Origin of the sequence: Chitinophaga solisilvae, assembly GCF_009928525.1 — a bacterium.
In the GTDB taxonomy this organism is placed as follows: Bacteria; Bacteroidota; Bacteroidia; order Chitinophagales; family Chitinophagaceae; genus Chitinophaga; species Chitinophaga solisilvae.
On the sequence record NZ_JAABOK010000003.1, the window covers coordinates 228,457 to 248,555 of the forward strand.

Genomic DNA, 20,099 nt, shown 5'->3' on the forward strand with positions numbered 1-20,099 from the left:
AATGCTTTTCGATTTTGATCAAAATAAAAAAGCAATCATCAGGTGAACAACAAATACAAGATAAATATAGAAAATATTTGGGTTTTTATACAAATAGGGAAATATATCTTTTTGAAAATTAATTGATTATATACAAATATAAATTTTTTATATATTGATGATATAAGACGTTTTTTTACCTGTTTCAGAGCGCTTTGATGGCCATAATCCGTTCTTCAAAGGCTTCGTTAGGAAGCAGGGACCTCTTTTTTATTTTGGTTTTATAGGCATATATCGTGTTGACAGAATACTCCAGTATGCGTGCAATTTTTTCATTATCGGAGATGCCTATACGAATTAAAGCGAAGATCCTGATATCTGTATTCAGTAACTCATTTTCTTTCAGCATCACCTGGTTGCTTTTGTCAAACAGGGTGTTAAACTCTTCTACAAAATGCGGGAATATCTTCAGAAATACCCGGTCAAAGTTTGTGAATAACTCCTCCCGCTCCTGTCTTAAATTGATATTATTTACAAGGTATTTTAACTCATTGGGTTTGTTTTCTGATAATTTTTGCTCAAGGGAATGTTTCAGCTTCTCTATCTTCCCGATATAGGAAGCGTTGATGTTAAAACAATAGCCTACATACTCTTCTTTGATCTTGTTGGCTTCTGTCAGCTGATTATTGATTTCCTGCTGTTTAAGATGTGCGGCGGTGATTTCCTGCTGCGCCAGTTTGAGTTTCCTTACCTGCCGCAAAACGGTGATCACCAGTATACCTACTGCTATCAGCAGCAGGGTCACAATAGCTGCATAGATCAGTAAGGACCTGGTTCTTTCTTCAGCTGTATTGATCCGCTCCTGTTCAATAATGGGTAAAATACTGCTAACCTGCACCTTCCGCTGCCGTGCTCCGTAGAAGACTGCCTCCGCAATAGCCTTCTCAATAAAGTGGGAAGCATTTTTAATATCTCCCCTTTCGAATAACAGGGTGGCGAGGGTATACATCGCCATGGTTTCTTTGGTAGAAGACTTTATATCCGCTATGGCTGACCGGAACATAAGCGTAATAGCGGTATCCGTCTGATGGCTCTGCAGATAGATGTATCCCAGGGTACAGGCTCCGATGGCCAGCTGGCGGTAATTCAGGCCCGGCTGATCCAGGTTGGGATAGCTGGCCCTTGCAGCAGCCAGGTTGCCCATTTTGTAATACTGCAGTCCTTTGTTATACCTGTATTCAAAAGAGGAAGGGTCCATCAGGTGCAGCGCCGAATCCACATAGGTGCTGCCCTGGCGTATATAGGCCGGGGTATAATACCTGTCCTGGTTATAATCTGCCAGATCATAATAGAAGCGGCTCTTCATCAGGTAGAACTGCGCCCGGATACTATCCGGCATGCCGGTAACATCTATGCTGCTCAGGAAGGAGGCTGTTTCCGTAAACATTCCGGACGACAGCAGAATGAATCCCAGCCTGGTTTTAGCGTAGGTTACCCGCACCGGGTCATGCAGCTCTGTGGCTGTCTTCTCCATCAGATGAGCATATACAAAGGCGGAGTCAAAATTGAAAACTTTATAGGCTTCGTACAGGTGCTGATAGATCTGAAAACGAAGGTGCAGATCGTTGCCGGTGGCAGACAGCGTATGCCTGATGCTGTCTATCCCCCTGATTTTGAGGGCATCATAAGCGGCTGCCTTTTCTATATTGAGATTCAGCTCCTTCAGTAAGCTATCCTGCCGGCCTTTTCCGGACACAGCGATCTGTAAAGTCAGCAATACAATCAGGCAGCCTATAATTCGATTCATAGCAAAATTGGATGATAAAAGGTCACTGGCAACGCTAAAATTAAGCGACTTTTTTGAATAAACGGTATTTTGAGCCAGTGGCCGGAATCAATCCTACTGATTGCTTTTCAGGCTGTAATTCAGGGTGCTTTGTACCTGCCGCATATCTTTATCCAGCTGCTTCAGTTCTGTATCGCTCACTTTCTGAAAGTAACGCTGCAGGTTCCTGTCTTTGTCGGGGTTCAGCAGAATGATGACGGCGTCTTTATCTCCGCCGTTGCCATGGATAATTTTATAGGACCCTTCACTGTTAAAGGTCTGGTCTTTTCCATTGCTCACACCCTGGTAGGTTTCCCGGAGGGTGAAGGCATAATCGGGGTCGTTGGCCTGCTCATGTAGTTTCAGTTCGGTGGCAATACCGCTGCAATCGGCACAGGGCAATGTGCCGGAGTAAACCGTCCATTTGTCGGCCTGCGCACTGTCTGCATGATTGCCACCGCCGGTTGCGGAACCTCCCTGTTTACAGGCGGCGCTACCGGCTAAAGCCAGCGCCAGTACGAAAATAGCGGGGTATTTCATATGAGATTATTTGTTTTATTATAACAAAGAAACCATCATTTGGTTAACCTGCTTTCCGTACCGGGGCTGTTATCTTTTTCAGGGAATCACTTCAAAAAGGAAAAACTGGCTTTCTTCTGCCGGCGAAAAATTATTGTCGGCAACAAATATCAGGCTTTGATGTCCGTTGGGAAGCACCGGGCCAAAAGTTACGCCTTCTATATTATCAATATATTTTCCCAGGCTGGCAAAGTTAAAAAGTAAAGATTTGGTAACGGGCCTGAAACGGGTATCCGTCTGTAAACTGTTGATATCATTGATGTTGGTGGCATCCTTTGTATCTGTCAGGAACACCTTGATGGTACAATCCTTTACACCGGTAGAGAAGGAACGTTCAATGCTCAGCAGCTGATGGTCCGACAAAACCAGGATATCCGAAATGCCGTTCACCTTAAATGCACCGGCGGGCGTGGACGGAAAGGCAATAGGTTCCAGCTTATAGGCATACTGGGCCACTGCACGGCGGGTATTGTTATCGAACTTTATCAGCCGGGTATAGGCGGTAGTATCGCGCAGGCCGGCCCGCGGACCATCTTCGTAGCGAGGTTCTTCCAGGCTTACAAATGTATAGCGGTAGCCGGGAGTGAAGCCAAGGCCCTCAAACACGCCATTGCGCCGGGGACCGTTTTCGGATGCCTGCATACGGAACTGCGGGGGCAGCGCAAAGGAGTCGATGTAATGTCCGTCAGGCGTAATTTCATATATACCGGGATTGGTAAGAATGGTATCTCTGCTGTTCACAATACGTTCTCCTTCGCTGCTCCAGACCAGGCAATTCCTGCCGGCATTATAACGCATGGCCTCCGGATCGGGCGTCAGGGCGGCATTAACTTTATTGCCAGGATAGGCGTTGCCGTTAGCCTGCAGCAGCGTGGTTACCTGCGTGAACTGCACGCTGTCGAACGATTTATCGGAGAAAAAGAGTTTTGCGGTGTAGAAACGGGCGGGATTATGCTCGGAGCGGTCGTCGCATATCATATAATACTGCTGCTTTGCCGCATCATAGTCTATGCCCGATAAGCCGCCGGTAACAGTGCCGTTAAACGGCATGTTATGCGGAATAACCTGTTGCCCTATAAACCGGAGTTGCTTTATTGCAGCAGTGGTTGCCGTTGATTTGCGGGGACCTGAACAGCTCATCACTCCTGTTATCAACGGAGCTGCCAGGAAAAGCCATAAATTTTTCATGGCGGCAATTTAGGAAATCTGCAGAAATAAGCGAGCCGGCCCAAAAGAGCCAGCTCATATCCATCTGACCAACTATATTGCACAACTTTCATTCTGCAATACACAAATGTGATATACGTCATCTGTTACCAGATGGTTTTAGAAAGATGAAATAAAATGAAGGTGTTTTTGTTAAGCTTTGATGAACAAACTGGCGATAGCCACTGCCTGGGGGCCGGTAAGCGGTTCGTCAAATGATTCTGATGCGCTGTCAGCTCCCATATTGTTAATCGCCGCGATGTTTATGCCTGCCTGAACAGTGACCTCTTCTCCCGCATACACCGGATCGGTAGCGGTGGTGGCAATACCGCTCTGTTTGCCTGTGATCCAGGGTTTCAGGCTGGCGGTAGCGCCCAGCGTACCACGGGTTTTCCGCATCTGCCGGATATGAGCGGCATGGCGTGCCTCCACGGAATGAATGCTCAGCGCAGCTGTCAGCACAGTGCCGGCGCCGGCAAGGTTAGGCGCCTGACCCTTGTAGGCGCGTACACCCGTATCTTCAAATGCCTGCGATACCGCCAGGAAGTAATCGTAATCACTGAACACCGCCGGGAAGGTGCCCTTGGCGGTAAAGTCGAACGTGGGACTGGGAGGAAAGCCACCCATGCCGGCCAGGGCATTTTGCAGAAATTTCACATGCGCTGTTTCATGTTTGCTGATGGTGGTAATAGCCCCTGTTCCGGATGCCGGGATAAGGCCCGGCTTAGCCAGCGCCGTACTGTAATAGGCGGCCTCGAGGTATTCCAGCGTCAATGCGAGGGACAAAACGCTTTTAACATCAGTGCCGGCAGCCTGCCCGTATGCTTTGTTCAGCATACTGCCCAGTGCAAACGGCAGCGCTGTCAGCGCTATTTTTCCGCTGAGGTTGGTGAACTGTTTCATGGCATTCCGGCGTGAATCAAGCCTGTTGTATACTTCAGGGTCAATTTTTTCTATTTCACGGAATATATTCAGCAGATCCATATAATCAGATTTAGCAGTGAGAAAATGATTTACCGGGGAAGTGTACTGGTATTGATTTTTGTTTTGATGAATGCAGCGGCAATAGTGAATACTTCAGCAGGAGTCCGTACTTTATCCAGCCCGTTGGCATCCACCACATCGTCTGCCGCAAATGTGCCGTTGGAGATAAGATCGCGGATGTAGGCCGCGTGGCGGGCTTCTACGGAAACAATTTTGCCTGCCAGCCCCAGGTATACTTTTCCGGTGTCGGTATTGGACAGATACTGCCCCGCACCATTATAGGCAGATACGCCGAGGTCTTCAAAGGCTTTGGCTGTACCCAGCACGCTGTCGCGTTTTGAAAAATCCACTGCACTGAAATTTACTTCCAGCGAACCGATGGCATTAGCGCCCAGCGCAGCTTTGAAGAATTCGCGATGTGCTATCTCATGATTCCTGATGTCAGTAAAATAAGCCAGCTCTGTAGCTGTCATGCCACTGAACTGTGCATTGACAACCTGCGTATAGAATGCTGCTTCCAGCTGTTCCAGCGCATAAGCGTAATTAAGTACGGCAATATCGCCGCTACCGAGGCTTACACCTTCTCCACCCATATTAAAATCATCGTCATCCTTATGGCAGCCACTGGCAAGGGTTGCAGCAGTCAGAAACGCGGAGCCTGCACCAAGGTACCTGAGAAAATTGCGGCGGTGAATACGGGACGCAACTTCCTGATCCTCTTTTGGAGGATTGGGTTTTACAATCTTCATACATGAAATTTTTAATGATGAGGTAATACACGATTCGCGCTGTTACTTAACAGCAACGGGTTTCACAGGTGTTGCAGGTACGCTCGCGCAAACACCTGATGGACATATACGGAGTTATGGAGAGAATGGTTTTATAAAAATGGAAAAACCGGAGATACAAAAGATGACGGCATCTTCCATACCTCCGGTTTTCATTATAAGCTGATGTGTTCTTTAAACGGCTCTTCCTCTGATGATGTTGACAAGAATGGCGATAATAGCCAGTACCAGTAATGCATGTATCAGTCCGCCGGCAGAATAAACGAAGAAGCCAAGCAACCATCCGATGATGAGCACTACAGCGATTATATACAATAGACTGTTCATGTTGTTAAAGATTTGGTTCACGGATAATACTTTAAAATTTATGCCAACACCACAAACGCTTTATATACAATATATATCGCGAATGACATACTGTAATTTTTGTGGAACGGATTCCCCCATATGAGACAAATAAGGACAGGTGTCAAAAAAAATATCTCTGAAAGGCTTGATAGTAAAGGTTCTGCAAACTGGTAGTATTTTTGGGACTGATTAAGGGAAGATGGAAAACACTATTTTTTAATCCTAAAAATTTCTTAATCATGGAACAGCAGGAGATGCTCGCTGAAGTATTGCAAGACCTCGTTAAAATCAATAACGACCGCGTGGAAGGATATGAAAAAGCAAAGGAAGCAACGGACGATGCCGATCTGAAAGCGTTGTTCCAGCGCATGATTGATGACAGCGAACATTATGCTTCCCAGTTAAATGCAGAGCTGGTATCTATGGGAGAACCCGTGAAATCGGGCACCACCACGGCGGGTAAGCTGTACCGTGCCTGGATGGATATGAAAATAATTTTTACCGGCCATAACCGCTATGCCATACTTTCTTCCTGTGAATACGGCGAAGATGCTGCGCAACGCGCATACTATACTACATTGAGAAGCGATACCGGCATGCCATACAGCATGCGGGAGATGATCGCCAATCAGCAGATATCGCTGAGAAATGCGCATGATACTATCAAAACTTACAGAGATCTGGCGGCAGTAGTACATTCATAGCAAGGTAGAATCTGTGCATCCGGAGATGGATTGTTCATTTTGTTCAAGCCGTGAGGAAACGCGGTTGTTCAGTAATACCGTTTTACTTTTGAGAGACGGTATTCCAATCATACTTATCTTAATAAGTAATATGGCAACTACGGGATTTTTCGGTACAGGGCTGCTTTTTCATCGTTGAAAGCAGCCCTTTTTAATGCCTCCGGGAGCAGGATGGCCGCCTGGAATAACCGTTGAAAACAGGGTTTTATGCCTGACTTCGTTCATTGTCTTGCTATTTGTTCATTTTGTTCATTCCATAGATGGTTGTTGTTGGTATAATCATCCTTATTATCTTTAAAAGGATTGAGAGAAGTTACCCCCTGATAATATTTTTAACCACTATGAAAAACAACAAAAGGTGGCATCGTGCCACCTTTTATATTTCAGGAAAATACCTTATCCCAATCCTTCCACACGGGTTCATAACCGCTACGTTTCAGCATAGCAGCAATAGCTGCCGCACTCCGCTCATCAGAGATCTCAAACTGTTCCAGCGACTGCCGGTCCACCGTATAGCCGCCGGGGTTAGTACGCGAGCCCGCGCTCATAGTCGTAATGCCCAGCCGTATTATGTTATCGCGGAAGACTTCCTTCTCACGCGTAGAGATACTCAGCTCTATTTCCTGATTTAACAGGCGGTAAGCGCAGATCAGCTGCACCAGCTCCCGGTCATCCATCACTACTTTCGGGGCAAGGCCGCCGGAAAAGGGCCGGAGGCGCGGAAAAGAGATGCTGTACTTCGTTTGCCAGTAACGCTTTTCCAGGTACTGTAAATGCATAGCAGTGAAAAAGCTGTCTGTTCGCCAGTCCTCCAGCCCAATGAGCACGCCCAGCCCCATTTTATGTATACCCGCACGTCCCAGACGGTCCGGTGTTTCCAGCCGGTAATCAAAAGAAGATTTACGCCCTTTCGGATGATGCTTTTTGTAATCTTCCTGATGATAGGTTTCCTGGTAAACCAGTACAGCATGTAATCCCAGCGGAATCAGGGCGGCGTAGTCTGCTTCATCCATCGGCTGTACCTCCATGGAAATATTGGCGAAGTGAGGCCGCAGCAGCTGCAGTACATTTTTAAAGTAGTCCACTCCTACCAGCTGATGGGCTTCTCCGGTCACCAGCAGCACATGGTCATATCCCATCTCCTTGATTGCCGCAGTTTCCATCATAATTTCAGCATGAGAAAGCGTTTTGCGCTTAATCTTATTATCCAGGCTGAAGCCGCAGTAGGTGCATATATTCTGGCATTCGTTGGATAAGTACATGGGAATGTACAGCTGCATGGTATTACCAAAGCGCTGTAAGGTAAGCTCATGGCTTAATGCAGCCATCGGCTCCAGGTAAGCGGCGGCGGCGGGAGAAATGAGCGCGGCAAAATCTTCCAGGGTACGGCGCGGGTTGTGCAGCGCCTGTTCCACATCGGCAGCGGTTTTGCCATAGATGCCCGCTTTTACTTCTTCCCAGTTATGTTGCTCAAATATGCTTTTAAATGTCATCTTCGTTATCATTATTCATTTAAGAAAGCAACCAGCGGACTGGTAGCAACGGCCTTGCTGTTGATGGCAGGTAATCCGGCTTCATAGGCCATGCGACCGGCTGTTACGGCTGTTTTGAATGCAGCGGCCATTCTCACCGGATCCTTGGCTACGGCAATGGCGGTGTTTACCAGCACGGCGGCAGCGCCCATTTCCATGGCCTGCGCAGCATGCGATGGCGCTCCGATGCCTGCATCCACAATAACCGGTACATTACTCTGGCTGATGATAATCTCCAGGAAATCGGCTGTGCGCAGCCCTTTGTTGCTGCCTATGGGCGAGCCCAACGGCATTACTGCAGCTACGCCGGCTTCTTCCAGCCGCTTGCACAATACAGGATCGGCATGTATGTAGGGCAATACCACAAAGCCCAGCTTTACCAGTGCTGCTGCGGCCTGCAGGGTTTCTACAGGATCAGGCATCAGGTAACGGGGATCCGGGTGTATTTCCAGCTTTATCCAGTTGGTTTCCAGCGCCTCGCGGGCCAGCTGGGCGGCATATACCGCTTCTGCGGCGGTGCGCACGCCGGATGTATTCGGCAGCAGGTGAATATGCGGATGAGATACATGCAGCAGCATGTCATCTGACTTGTTATGCATATCTACTCTTTTGAGCGCAACGGTAACCAGCTCTGTTCCTGAAGCCAGCAGCGCTTCTTCCATCATGCTGGCGGAAGAAAATTTGCCGGTGCCGGTAAACAGCCGGGAACTGAATTCCCTGCCTGCAATGATTAATGGTTCCATATTGTCTGCCTGTTTACAAGTTCATAAATACGTTGTACAGTCGCGGATTTGTCGGCTGCTCCGGATATCAGCCCACTCACCGCTACGCCGTGAACGCCGGTTTCCAGCAGCGCCGGAATATCCTCTTCCTGTATGCCTCCTATGGCTATAACGGGAATGCTTATACGCTGCTGACGCAGCTCCTGCAAAATACGCTGATAGCCTTCAAGACCAAGGATAGGACTAAGGTTCTGCTTGGTGGAGGTAAAGCGGTATGGCCCTACACCAACATAGCTGGCGCCATCTGCCACATGTTGCAGAATATCTTCCGTGGTGTTGGCGGTGCCGCCAACAATCATATCCGGACCTGTTACGGCGCGTGCAGCTTTCACGGTCATATCGTTTTTGCCGACATGCACCCCTGCAGCTCCTACGGCAACGGCTATGGCCGGATAGTCATTGATGATGAGCGCCGTACCGTAGCTGTCGCAGATTTTCTTTACTGCTTCGGCTACAGGCAATACCTGTTCCTGCGTTTCCTGCTTGATGCGCAGCTGAATCCATCTGCATCCGGCCTCACAGGCCTGGCGGATGTTTTCAATGTGGCCGTTGGCGGTGCTGTGTTGCGATATATAATGTAATGTATGTATCATAGATGATGATAACCTGTTAATGATGAATGACTGCCCAGTACTTTTTCCGTATAGGCTTTGGCGTTATAACATGCTTCCGGCAGCGACTGCTCCAATGCCAGGCAGGCGGTAATGGCGGCGGATAACACGCATCCGGAGCCATGTTTGGGAAATACTGTTTCCGTACATGGTTCAAAACATTGTATTTGTCCGCTGGCATATAAAGTATCCACTCCGGGTCTGGAAGTATGGTGCCCGCCTTTCAGCAGTACGGCGCAATAGTCTGACAGCGAATGTGCGCCTGCGTCTCCGTTGGAGTATCCGGAAATCAGCGATGCTTCGTCATAATTCGGCGTCAGCAGGTCGATTTCCGATAATAGCTCCTGCCAGGACTGCTGCTGTATGCTTCCGTGAAAAGTGAATCCTGCAGAGGCTTTTAGCACAGGGTCGAGGATGATGCTCGTTTCCGGGGAAAGTTGCCGGATGGTGCGTACCAGTTCAAGCAGGGCGTGCACGTCGGACATGATTCCGATTTTGCAGGCACTGATTTTATGCGCAGCCAGCAATGGCCGCGCCTGCGCCAGTATCTGCGTTACCGGCAGCCAGTCTGCCGAAATAAAATCGTGCGCCGTTTGTACGGTGATGGCTGTGCAAACGCCCAGCCCGTAGACCTTATGTTGTTCAAATGTTTTTATATCTGCCAGTAAACCCGCTCCGCCGCTGGGATCCAGTCCGGCGAAGCTCATTACGTACGGGCGTTCCTGTTCCATATTTCCTGAATGCGTTGATAATTTTCCACTGCTTTAAACGGATCCTGCCAGATGGCGCCCAGCAGTGCTGCACCATCAAAGCCCCATTGCCACACCTGGTGAATATTGCCGGCGTCTACCCCACCCATGGCGAATACACGGCGTTGCTTTTCCGGTAAGCTGCCCGCAAACCTGCCATAGTAGCCTAGTTTGGAGATGCTGTTGAAAACAGGACTGAGCAGGAGTGTATCAAACTGCCGGTGCATGAGCGCTATGGCTGCGGTATCATGGATGCCTGTGCTGCTGTTTGGATAGCGTTGCAGGCAGAGGTCCAGCTCACAACCGGTCATGTGGTCGCGCGTTTTGCCGCTCAGATGGATACCGCCCACCGGGTATTTGTTGCACACGCTGAAATTGTCGTGTACAATGATACGCGGGAACCAGGCGGGATCTATTTCTTCCATCAGTGCATCATATTCCGGTGCGCGCCACTGTGGCTTGCGTAGCATGATGCGGTCAACGCCGGCCTGTAGCAGTGCATCGATGATGACTGCTTCTTCGTGTATGCGTTCAGGTGAGGTGAGGATCCAGATCATAATTTGTTATTTGTAAATCTCTCCACCCTGTTCTGCAAAAACCTTCGCTTTTTCTTCCATGCCGGCGGAGAGAGCTTCTGCAGCCTCCAGCCCCTGCTGTTCGGCGAAGTCGCGTACTTCCTGCGTGATTTTCATGGAGCAGAAGTTGGGTCCGCACATAGAGCAGAAGTGCGCTATTTTGGCGCCTTCCGCAGGCAGTGTTTCGTCATGGTAGGACCTGGCGGTTTCAGGATCGAGGGAGAGATTGAACTGGTCTTCCCAGCGGAATTCAAAACGGGCCTTGCTCAGGGCGTTATCCCGGTGTTGCGCGCCGGGGTGGCCTTTTGCAAGGTCTGCGGCGTGTGCAGCAATTTTATAGGTGATTACGCCCTGGCGTACATCTTCTTTGTTGGGTAGTCCCAGGTGTTCCTTCGGCGTTACATAGCAGAGCATGGCAGTGCCGAACCAGCCGATCATAGCGGCTCCGATGCCGGAGGTGATATGGTCGTAGCCGGGAGCAATATCGGTCGTCAGCGGGCCGAGCGTATAGAAGGGCGCTTCGTGGCAGTGTTCCAGCTGTTTGTCCATATTTTCCCTGATAAGATGCATCGGCACATGTCCGGGGCCTTCGATCATCACCTGTACCTGGTGTTTCCAGGCTCTTTTCGTGAGTTCGCCGAGGGTTTCCAGTTCTGCAAACTGGGCGGCGTCGTTGGCATCCGCGATGCTGCCGGGCCGGAGGCCGTCGCCGAGAGAGAAGGCCACATCGTAGGCTTTCATGATCTCGCAGATTTCATCGAAATGGGTATAGAGGAAGTTTTCCTTGTGGTGGGCAAGGCACCATTTAGCGAGGATGGAACCGCCGCGGGAAACGATACCGGTTGTTCGTTTAGCCGTTAACGGTATATATCTCAGTAATACGCCGGCATGAATGGTGAAGTAGTCCACGCCCTGTTCTGCCTGTTCTATCAGTGTATCGCGGAACAGTTCCCAGGTGAGTGCTTCTGCTTTGCCGTTCACTTTTTCCAGTGCCTGATAGATGGGGACGGTGCCGATGGGCACAGGAGAGTTGCGCAATATCCACTCGCGTGTTTCGTGGATGTTTTTACCGGTGCTCAGATCCATGATGGTGTCTGCACCCCAGCGGCAGGACCATACCGCTTTTTCCACTTCTTCTTCAATGCTGGACGTAACTGCAGAGTTACCGATATTGGCATTTATTTTCACGAGAAAGTTACGTCCGATAATCATGGGTTCACTTTCCGGGTGATTGATGTTGGATGGAATGATAGCGCGGCCTGCGGCAACTTCCTGTCTGACGAATTCCGGTGTAATAAATTTCACCGGCGTGTTGGCGCCGAAGCTGTTGCCTTTATGCTGCTGCCACAGTACACTGTTTTCGCGGAAAAGTTTATCTGCATACTGATTTTCCCTGATGGCGATGTATTCCATTTCCGGTGTGATAATGCCTTGCTGGGCATAAAACAGCTGGGTAACATTCTGGCCGGCTTTAGCCCGCAGCGGCCTGTTGGTAGTACTCATGAGCGGCATGCGGCCACCTTCCTGGGCAATGAGCTGTCTGATTTTTTCGCTGGAATATTGCGGCAGCTGTTCCACATCTCCCCTGCCGGTGATCCAGGATTCGCGGAGTTTGGGAATGCCGCGGGTAACATCTATGGCAATAGCGGGATCTGTATAGGGGCCGCTGGTATCATAGACTACTACAGGCTCATTGGGTGTGGATTCGCCGTTTCTTCCATGCAGGCGTGTATCCGTGAGCGTTATTCTGCGCATGGCTACGCTGATGGGATGCAGTTCACCGTCTACATAAATTTTTTCAGACGCGGGAAAGGGTGTACGGCTGATGGCCGCGGGTTGTTGTTGCATAATGGTAATTTTTTTCAGGCACAGGAAGTCTGTTCCTGCAGCTGTGTACTACGGAAAATTTGATGGCAGGCAGAAAGGATGCAGGTGGTTACCCGCCTTGTGTTGCCCTTATGATGGTAATATTATCGGCCGGTTCAACCTGTTGCTGATCCCAGGCTGTTTTCGGGACTACCTGGTTATTAACGGCGACGGCAATGCCTTTGTGAGCGGATAGCTGAATAAACTGTAAGAGTGCAGCAATTGTAATTCCCTGCTGCACCGCATAAAGTTTATTGTTTACAAGCACTTCCATGAGTGTTGGAATTTAAGTGAAACAATAAACTTTAAGGATGTGTGGAAAGATGAAGAAGGTTCAGTTACTTTTCCCTACGGCAGTATGAACTGCTTCAGGTACTGAGGGTATCATCTCAGTTTATCCTCTTATTGAGGATAAACACCCCTAAAGTGACTGTAAATGTAATAGAATTTTGGATAAATTACGAATTACGAATTATGAATTGCGAATTAAAATGCAGCGGATGATTATGTTCTTTTTATCCGCTCACATCATCCGCTGCATTTTAATTCGCAATTCATAATTCGTAATTCGTAATTTTAAACCATGCAAAAGGGTCTTTTATTTTTCATTCTTTTATTGGTTGCATGTGGAACAAAGCAAGGTGTTCCTGAAGAAGAGGTGGTGCATGACAGCAGCCTGGTAGGAATAGCAGACAGCAGTAATGCCGGCGTTACCGACAGCATCACTGCTGTAACAGATACGCTGTATGTGGATACAGCTAAGCTCATAGGGAAATGGATACAGCCTGTGGCTGGTCTGGATAAGGAAATGCAGGGTTTTCAGCTTAGAAAGAACGGAACTGCCCGTTCCATCAATATGTATACGCTGGTATATGACAAGTGGCAGCTTACGCATGACTCCCTTTTACTGTGGAGTCATTCAGAAGGCACGAAGGATTCTTCTTTTGTGATTGATACCACTATCATCAAAGAGCTGTCAGATACTTCTCTGGTATTATTTCCGGTGAAGGCCGCAGAAGGGTATACCGAAAAATACATACGGCGCAATTAACGCAGATCTCAGTTATAGATCTGCCACAAGCCAACCAGGCAGGCTACTACAGCCATAAAGATGCCGGCAGCGGCGAGCTGCATGTCATCAATATTTTTTCTGCCTATAAAAAGGGAAACCAGTCCTATTACTGCGGCAATAGCTCCGGAAGTTACTGCATAGGCCGGCGTTTTGGTGGTGAAGGCAAAGGCTGCAGAGAGTACGCCGATGATCAGCGCTGCTATACAGGCGGTTTTTGTTAGTGTTGTTGAGTGTTGCATATATTCGGATTTTTAAAAAACAGGTTAAGGAATAATTGTATTGTCCGCAGGCTTTTGCTGTCCGCTCCTGTTATCTTCTCCCGCAAGCGTTTGTTCCCAGGGCACTTTCAGCAAAGGCCCTATTTCCTGGTACCGGGGTTCCTGGTATTCGTCCAGGCCGTAACGGATGGAGGTGGTGTCGGGGATAACTACAAACGTACCGAACAGCCGGTCCCAAACAGAGAAAATATTGGCATAATTAGAGTCGGTTTCCGGCTGGTAATGGCTATGATGCACCTTATGCATATCAGGTGATACAATGACCCAGCTGAGGGCATTATCCAGCCATTTAGGGAGGTGTATGTTGGCATGATTAAACTGCGACATGAATGCAGAGAGTGACTGATACATCATGACCATCCAGAAAGGTACGCCCATGGTGAGGATGGCAATAAATAAAGCGCCGACCCGGAAGAGGCTTTCTACCGGGTGATGCCGCAGCGCGGTGGTAGCGTCTATCTGGGTATCTATATGATGTATCTTATGAAAATGCCACATCCACGCGGTTTTATGCTGTACCAGGTGAATGAGGTATGCCCCGATGAGGTCCAGCATTAATACTGCCAGGATGGTATGCAGCCATAACGGAAGCTGCAGCCAGTACAACAGGCCGAACTTTGCTTCGCTGGTCCACTGCGAAGCTTTTACGATGAGAAAGGCGAAAGTGGTGTTAACCACGATGGTGGTGAGGGTGAAGAACAGGTTGGAGCCGGCATGACGGTACCGGTTGCCTTTGAACCGGAACCTGGGTATTAATCCTTCGATAATCCACAGCAGCAACAGGCCACCTGCTAAGATGGCGGTACGGTAGTATGACGGAATATTTTCGAAAAATGAAACCATATGCCGGTATCTATATCGGGAAAAACTATTTCTCTGCTAATTCATTATGAGGTTTTTCTATCCAGGCCAACAGGGTCAGTTTCTACAGGGGGATATGAGGGAACAACTGCCAATGATCCTCTTCTCAGGTGTTATTTTTGTGTTATTTCCAGTGAAAAATTACAACATTTCGGGGAATTAATCCCGGCTCTTTTCCGCTACAGACAAAGAAAAAAGCAACCTCTTTGTAAGAGATTGCTTTATATATAAGTTTTATGCAACAAGCCTTGTGGTGCATATTATCACCGGCAGGTTGCCGGATTAGTTATTCAGCAGTAATGGCATTACCAGCATGAGGAGGTCTTCATTTTCTTCTTTTTCAGAAGGTTTGAGGATACCTGCTTTGGTGGCGGTAGCCAGTTCCACGGAGATTTCATCCCCTTCGGCGGCGTTGAGCATTTCGATGAGGAATTTGGCATTGAAAGCGATCTGCATGTCGTCGCCGGTGTACTGGCAGCTCATGCGTTCGTTACCTTCAAAGGAGAAGTCAACGTCCTGCGCAGAGAGCTGTAATTCGCTGCCGGTGATATTGAGCGCTACCTGGTTGGTGCTTTTGTTGGCGAATACCCCTACGCGTTTGAGGGCGTTCTGGAAATCGCTTTTCACCACGGTAAGGCGGTAAGGATTATCTTTTGGTATAACCACTTTATAGTCCGGGAAGCGGGCATCGATGAGGCGGCAGATCATCTGGGCGCCTTCGTGCTGTACGAAGAAGTGGTTCTGGCTGTAGGATACCTTGATTTCAGTATCGTTATCAGGCAGGGCGGTTTTGAGCAGGTTCAGCGGTTTTTTCGGAACGATGAAGCTGTCGGCTTTAGGACATTTCACATCTGTTCTGACATATTTCACCAGGCGGTGGGCGTCAGTAGCTACAAAGGTGAGGCTGTCGGTATTGATTTCGAAGAACACGCCTGTCATAGCCGGGCGGAGGTCGTCGTTACTTACGGCAAATAAAGTTTTGTTGATAGCGGTTACCAGTCCGGTAGCGGTCATGGTAAAGGAAGTGGTATCGTCTGCAGCGGGTTCTTTCGGGAAGTTCTCCGGATTTTCACCCATCACTTTGTACTTACCATTGTCAGAGGTGATTTCCACGGCGTAGGAATTCAGATCGATGTGGAAGGTCAGCGGCTGATCAGGCAGATTTTTCAGGGAGTCCATCAAAATTTTCGCAGGGATACAGATCCGTCCGTTTTCTTTGGCTTCCACCTCCAGCTTCACCCGCATCACGGTCTCAAGATCAGTTGCAACTACGGTCAGCTCATTTTTATCAATGAGGAAAAGGAAGTCCTCCAGTATCGGCAATACTGTATTGGAATTGATAACTCCGCTGATCTGCTGTAATTGTTTTAATAAAGTAGAGGAAGAAACAATAAATTTCATGGTTTATAAAAGTTTGCTTGTCATTCTTAGTTTTGAGCTGTCAGGCCTTGGCGGTTAGCTTACAGGCGTCCTATGCTGCCTCGGTTTCACATGAAAACCTGTATAAAAGGTGTAAATGTACTGTAAACAAAGATAGAAAGTTTTGTCATTCCCCCTAATTTCATCACATCTTATACACTAAAAAATACCGGTTTTACACAGGCTTCCGGCAAATTAAACACATGAGCAAAAAACGCTATGCTAGAAGTACAGATAAATATTGCACATTTGATTAGATGAAATCGAATGTAGGTGGCAATTATTTAAAAGATATAAAAAGAATGATGGGTTTCTTTTAAATTATCTTCAAATCGGTTACTTTTGCCGCGCTTAAAAAACATTCCAAACAACATAAAAAAGCAGGTTATGAAACTGTCTCATTTAGCCGAAACACTGATTGGATCCGAAATTATTAAGTTAGCAGCGGAAGTCAAGGAGAAACAGGCAAAGGGCGAGAAGATCTACAACTTCACCATCGGCGATTTTGACCCGAAGGTATTTCCTATTCCGGTTGAATTTGAACAGGAAATCATAACCGCCTATAAGGAACACCTGACCAATTACCCTCCGGCAGACGGTATCGCTGACCTGAGAGCGGCAGTAGGCGACTTTATAGGAGAACGGGAAGGGCTGACCTATGATCCTGCCAAGGAGATTGTAATCTCCTGCGGCGGCCGCCCTATCATTTACGCTACCTTCAGGACCATTGTTGACCGCGGCGAGAAAGTAGTATATGCTACCCCTTCCTGGAACAACAACCACTACACGCACTTCCTGGAAGCGGAACACGTAGTACTGGAAACCAAAGCAGAAAATGATTTCATGCCTACGGCAGCAGAACTGAAACCTTTGCTGAAAGGTGCTACCCTCCTGGCGCTCTGCTCCCCGCAGAACCCAACCGGTACTGCGTTCCACAAACATCAGCTGGAAGAAATCTGTGATCTCGTTATCGCTGAGAATAAAAGCAGGGGTGCAGACGAAAAACCGCTGTATCTCATGTTTGACCAGATGTACTGGGTGCTGACCTATGGACAGACACATCACTACAATCCGGTTTCCCTGCGTCCTGAGCTGAGAGACTACACCATCTTCATCGACGGTATGAGTAAGGCCTTTGCCGCTACCGGTGTAAGAGTTGGCTGGGCACTTGGTCCTGCCCACGTAATCGGCAAAATGAAAGCTATCCTCTCCCACGTAGGCGCATGGAGCCCGATGGCAGAACAGAAAGCTGCTGCCCGCTACCTGGTGCAAAAAGAAAATGTGAATAAATACCTCCAGCACTTCAAAGCTGAAATTGAAGAAAGACTGGTGAAGATATACGAAGGCTTTGACAGCCTGAAGAAAGCAGGCCATAATGTGGAGTGTATTGCTCCGCAGGCAGCCATCTACCTGACTGTTAAGCTGGACCTGGCCGGTAAAACCACCGCAGATGGCGCCACCCTGCAGGATCAGGCGGCTGTTACCTCCTATCTGCTGAACGAAGCCAAACTGGCGCTGGTGCCATTCTATGCCTTCGGCGCTTCCAAAAGCTCTCCATGGTACCGCCTCAGCGTAGGTACCTGCGTGAAACAGGAAATTCCTGAAATGCTGGAAAAGCTGAAAGCAGCACTGGAGAAACTGAAATAAGGATAATGCAATTTTGAATACCGGCCCCGCGGAAGTTGTTTCTGCGGGGCTTTTTTTATATCGGAAAATTAATCGTGTTTCAGCTCAAAGCTATATTCATAGCTGATTTCAGCCCTTTTTTCCACATTTTCCATCCAGGCAGATTCTTCGTGACTTAGCCGGACAAGCTGACTGGTGCTGATTCCTTTAAATTTTTCCGTAATGGCTGCTATTGTCTGGAGCTCCTGAGGCGTTAGTGTTATTGCTTCTGCCGCTTCCCGGAGTGTCTGAAACCTGTCTCCGATAAAATCACCGAAATCTACTTCACACACCTGCACATATCCGTTGTTCACTATCTGATTATATAGACCGGCATAATTGGTGGGTACAGGCCCCATCTGAAATGCCTTATAGGTAAGGCCGCTGATGCTTTTCCCGAATTTTTTATAATGACTGAAATCAGCATAAAACAGCAGTTTATTCAGTGCGGTAGTAAACGGTTGCAGCTCTTTGGCAAAATACCGGATCATCTCTCCTATTCTTTTCGTTTCCGGTGCCCTGAAACCATTGTAAATATTGGGCAGCACGTTGTTGAAAAGCGCCAGTTCTGACTGGCCGGCTGTTTCCGGATGTACTTCCAGGAAACGAAGCACATTTCCGGTAATCTCTGTATAGGTGGCTGGTTCCAGGTTATACTTATTGATCTCCACCAGTTTCAGAAATTCCTGCGGCTCAGCTATTAGCCTGATATAGCGGCCTATAGAAATGCTGGGCATTTCTCCTGCCTCGTAATTGCGGTAGATGTTGATGCCCAGACCCAGGATTTCACTCATCCCTGCAGCACTGAGTCCGTATTTTGTCCGGATTTGCTTTATTTCTTCTACCGGAGGAATGCCATACCTGGATCTGTATTTATTATGCACCTGGCTGATATTTAATGTATCCAGTTCTGCTGTGGTGAATTCTTCTCCCGTATCATTACAGATATAATAATGATAAACTATTCCGAATGCTTCCTTTCTGTATTCAAAAGAGCGGGTTTCTTTTTCCAGTCTGACACTTCCGCCGGTAAATGGACTTTTCATAATAATTGTTTTAAAGGGTACTTCATGGGAAATTCAGCTTTGTGGAAAGAGATGCAGATAACACTGGCGCCCGGATTTCCTAAAGTGATCTTGATATATATTTCTACTTCGTTGTGCATTTTACCAAATACCCACATCTGGGTTCCTCCGTGTAAAGTATCATTGACGGGGCCCTGACTGTAATCAGTAGCCAGCAGCTGCCTGATGATGGCTGTTCTTTTGTCGGGTGTAATATCCAGATCAAGCAGCGCCTGCAGATTTTTTCCCCTGTCATTACGGTAAATGATGTTCCATAAATTCAGTTTAATGCTGAAATCTGTCAGAAATCTCTTCACATCTTCCATTTTTTCCATTCTGAACCGGGGTTAAATCTTTCTACTAAAGATACTGTTTTTCCGTATAAGAAACTAATTAGTTGTTTATACCGAAAATAATGAATAATGATAACTATTTAGTGTTTTCTATGCTGACTTTCTGACTTTTCTCATCAAAAAGTTAAATACATGTTAAATGGTCAACAATTGCTACTAATTCAAAAAAACACTGTAATTTTGACCTTGAAACTAAAAAAGTCAAAAAGTTAATGCACGCAGAGACAAAAGATGAAATGCGGGATAAAATCCTGGACGCGGCTCTGAAGCGGTTTACGCACTTTGGCGCTGCAAAAACAACGATGAATGAAATAGCCGATGACCTTCACTGCTCAAAGGCGTCTTTATATTATTACTTCCCCGACAAAAAGGCGATGCACTTCGCGGTACTGGAAAAAATAGGCGAAGCCTACTTCCAGGAAATGGAGAAAGAAGCAGCCGCAACAACATCCGCGGCAAAGGCATTGCTGAACATAATCGGCATCAGGAAAGCCTTTATCAGCAAGTTTTCCCGGCTGGAACTCTTCAAAGTGCTGCAGGATAGCGCTTCGATGTTTCACGAAGGCATGAAACGCGCTAAACTCCGGGAAATAGAACTGCATACAGATATTATCAGAAAAGGTGTGGCATCCGGTGAATTCAAGGTGAAACACCCGGAACAAACAGCAGAAATCTTAGTGCAGGCGCTCATGGGCCTCCGCTACTCCGTTCCGGACTGCACCCTGAATGACAGTGACCTGGATGAAGAAATGTTCGGCGCCGTAATAGAACAACAGAAATTATTACTGGAGATATTTATCAAAGCAATGAAGGCATAAAA

Annotated in this window: 22 protein-coding genes and 1 riboswitch; of the genes, 4 read left to right on the plus strand and 18 right to left on the minus strand. The window is 47.7% G+C overall.

What is annotated here, in order from left to right; all coding sequences use genetic code 11:
- Positions 1–184: 184 nt before the first annotated feature.
- The 6 genes from GWG06_RS06905 to GWG06_RS06930 form a co-directional block, all read right to left on the minus strand.
- Entirely contained in the window at positions 185–1,786 is a 1,602-nt protein-coding gene (locus GWG06_RS06905; protein WP_127034680.1) for a DUF6377 domain-containing protein, read from the minus strand.
- Between the two features lie 93 nt (positions 1,787–1,879).
- On the minus strand, positions 1,880–2,344 hold the full coding sequence (locus tag GWG06_RS06910) for a copper resistance protein NlpE (RefSeq protein WP_160712207.1): 465 nt from the start codon (positions 2,342–2,344) through the stop codon (positions 1,880–1,882).
- A 78-nt stretch (positions 2,345–2,422) separates the two neighbouring features.
- A complete protein-coding gene (locus GWG06_RS06915) occupies positions 2,423–3,571 on the minus strand; it encodes an esterase-like activity of phytase family protein (protein ID WP_160712209.1) in 1,149 nt (382 codons plus the stop codon).
- Positions 3,572–3,742: 171 nt separating this feature from the next.
- Positions 3,743–4,573: a ferritin-like domain-containing protein gene (locus GWG06_RS06920; protein ID WP_160712211.1), complete on the minus strand. Its 831-nt coding sequence runs from the start codon at positions 4,571–4,573 to the stop codon at positions 3,743–3,745.
- A 29-nt stretch (positions 4,574–4,602) separates the two neighbouring features.
- On the minus strand, positions 4,603–5,322 hold the full coding sequence (locus GWG06_RS06925; RefSeq protein WP_127034688.1) for a ferritin-like domain-containing protein: 720 nt from the start codon (positions 5,320–5,322) through the stop codon (positions 4,603–4,605).
- Between the two features lie 213 nt (positions 5,323–5,535).
- Entirely contained in the window at positions 5,536–5,688 is a 153-nt protein-coding gene (locus GWG06_RS06930; RefSeq protein ID WP_160712213.1) for a lmo0937 family membrane protein, read from the minus strand.
- Positions 5,689–5,948: 260 nt separating this feature from the next.
- Between GWG06_RS06930 and GWG06_RS06935 the strand changes: the two genes are divergently transcribed.
- The gene (locus tag GWG06_RS06935; RefSeq protein ID WP_160712215.1) at positions 5,949–6,413 is read left to right on the plus strand and encodes a ferritin-like domain-containing protein; all 465 of its coding nucleotides are present in this window, start codon (positions 5,949–5,951) and stop codon (positions 6,411–6,413) included.
- 422 nt (positions 6,414–6,835) lie between these two features.
- Here GWG06_RS06935 and thiH read toward each other — a convergent pair whose 3' ends face one another.
- From thiH to thiS, 7 genes are all read right to left on the minus strand, one after another.
- Positions 6,836–7,945 carry a 2-iminoacetate synthase ThiH gene (thiH, locus tag GWG06_RS06940; RefSeq protein WP_160712217.1) on the minus strand — a complete coding sequence of 370 codons (1,110 nt, stop codon included), beginning with the start codon at positions 7,943–7,945 and terminating at the stop codon, positions 6,836–6,838.
- Between the two features lie 11 nt (positions 7,946–7,956).
- On the minus strand, positions 7,957–8,727 hold the full coding sequence (locus tag GWG06_RS06945; protein WP_160712219.1) for a thiazole synthase: 771 nt from the start codon (positions 8,725–8,727) through the stop codon (positions 7,957–7,959).
- Positions 8,715–9,359, minus strand: coding sequence for a thiamine phosphate synthase (locus GWG06_RS06950; RefSeq protein WP_160712221.1), 645 nt, complete (start codon positions 9,357–9,359; stop codon positions 8,715–8,717). The genes GWG06_RS06945 and GWG06_RS06950 overlap by 13 nt, the downstream gene beginning before the upstream one ends.
- Complete coding sequence (locus GWG06_RS06955) at positions 9,356–10,108, minus strand: hydroxymethylpyrimidine/phosphomethylpyrimidine kinase (protein WP_160712223.1); 753 nt, start codon at positions 10,106–10,108, stop codon at positions 9,356–9,358. The genes GWG06_RS06950 and GWG06_RS06955 overlap by 4 nt, the downstream gene beginning before the upstream one ends.
- Positions 10,084–10,683, minus strand: a complete 600-nt coding sequence (locus GWG06_RS06960; protein WP_160712225.1) for a thiamine phosphate synthase — start codon at positions 10,681–10,683, stop codon at positions 10,084–10,086. The genes GWG06_RS06955 and GWG06_RS06960 overlap by 25 nt, the downstream gene beginning before the upstream one ends.
- 6 nt (positions 10,684–10,689) lie before the next feature.
- Positions 10,690–12,549: a phosphomethylpyrimidine synthase ThiC gene (thiC, locus tag GWG06_RS06965; protein WP_160712227.1), complete on the minus strand. Its 1,860-nt coding sequence runs from the start codon at positions 12,547–12,549 to the stop codon at positions 10,690–10,692.
- 88 nt (positions 12,550–12,637) lie between these two features.
- Positions 12,638–12,841: a sulfur carrier protein ThiS gene (thiS, locus tag GWG06_RS06970; protein ID WP_127034706.1), complete on the minus strand. Its 204-nt coding sequence runs from the start codon at positions 12,839–12,841 to the stop codon at positions 12,638–12,640.
- Between the two features lie 54 nt (positions 12,842–12,895).
- Positions 12,896–13,000: riboswitch (TPP riboswitch) on the minus strand.
- Positions 13,001–13,150: 150 nt separating this feature from the next.
- Between thiS and GWG06_RS06975 the strand changes: the two genes are divergently transcribed.
- Positions 13,151–13,618, plus strand: coding sequence for a lipocalin-like domain-containing protein (locus tag GWG06_RS06975; protein ID WP_127034708.1), 468 nt, complete (start codon positions 13,151–13,153; stop codon positions 13,616–13,618).
- An 8-nt stretch (positions 13,619–13,626) separates the two neighbouring features.
- On the opposite strand, the gene GWG06_RS06980 is transcribed toward GWG06_RS06975, so the two are convergent.
- From GWG06_RS06980 to dnaN, 3 genes are all read right to left on the minus strand, one after another.
- Positions 13,627–13,878, minus strand: coding sequence for a hypothetical protein (locus GWG06_RS06980; RefSeq protein WP_127034710.1), 252 nt, complete (start codon positions 13,876–13,878; stop codon positions 13,627–13,629).
- A 24-nt stretch (positions 13,879–13,902) separates the two neighbouring features.
- Positions 13,903–14,760 (minus strand): sterol desaturase family protein, encoded by an 858-nt coding sequence (locus GWG06_RS06985; RefSeq protein ID WP_160712229.1) that lies wholly within the window; start codon positions 14,758–14,760, stop codon positions 13,903–13,905.
- Between the two features lie 300 nt (positions 14,761–15,060).
- Complete coding sequence (gene dnaN, locus GWG06_RS06990; protein ID WP_127034714.1) at positions 15,061–16,179, minus strand: DNA polymerase III subunit beta; 1,119 nt, start codon at positions 16,177–16,179, stop codon at positions 15,061–15,063.
- 405 nt (positions 16,180–16,584) lie between these two features.
- Between dnaN and GWG06_RS06995 the strand changes: the two genes are divergently transcribed.
- Entirely contained in the window at positions 16,585–17,844 is a 1,260-nt protein-coding gene (locus tag GWG06_RS06995) for a pyridoxal phosphate-dependent aminotransferase (RefSeq protein ID WP_160712231.1), read from the plus strand.
- A gap of 68 nt (positions 17,845–17,912) precedes the next feature.
- Here GWG06_RS06995 and GWG06_RS07000 read toward each other — a convergent pair whose 3' ends face one another.
- Both GWG06_RS07000 and GWG06_RS07005 read right to left on the minus strand, forming a co-directional pair.
- A complete protein-coding gene (locus GWG06_RS07000) occupies positions 17,913–18,908 on the minus strand; it encodes a type II toxin-antitoxin system antitoxin SocA domain-containing protein (protein WP_160712233.1) in 996 nt (331 codons plus the stop codon).
- Positions 18,905–19,261, minus strand: a complete 357-nt coding sequence (locus GWG06_RS07005; protein WP_160712235.1) for a type II toxin-antitoxin system MqsR family toxin — start codon at positions 19,259–19,261, stop codon at positions 18,905–18,907. The genes GWG06_RS07000 and GWG06_RS07005 overlap by 4 nt, the downstream gene beginning before the upstream one ends.
- Positions 19,262–19,491: 230 nt before the next feature.
- On the opposite strand from GWG06_RS07005, the gene GWG06_RS07010 reads away from it, so the two are divergent.
- Positions 19,492–20,097: a TetR/AcrR family transcriptional regulator gene (locus GWG06_RS07010; RefSeq protein WP_127034722.1), complete on the plus strand. Its 606-nt coding sequence runs from the start codon at positions 19,492–19,494 to the stop codon at positions 20,095–20,097.
- The last annotated feature ends 2 nt before the right edge of the window (positions 20,098–20,099 follow it).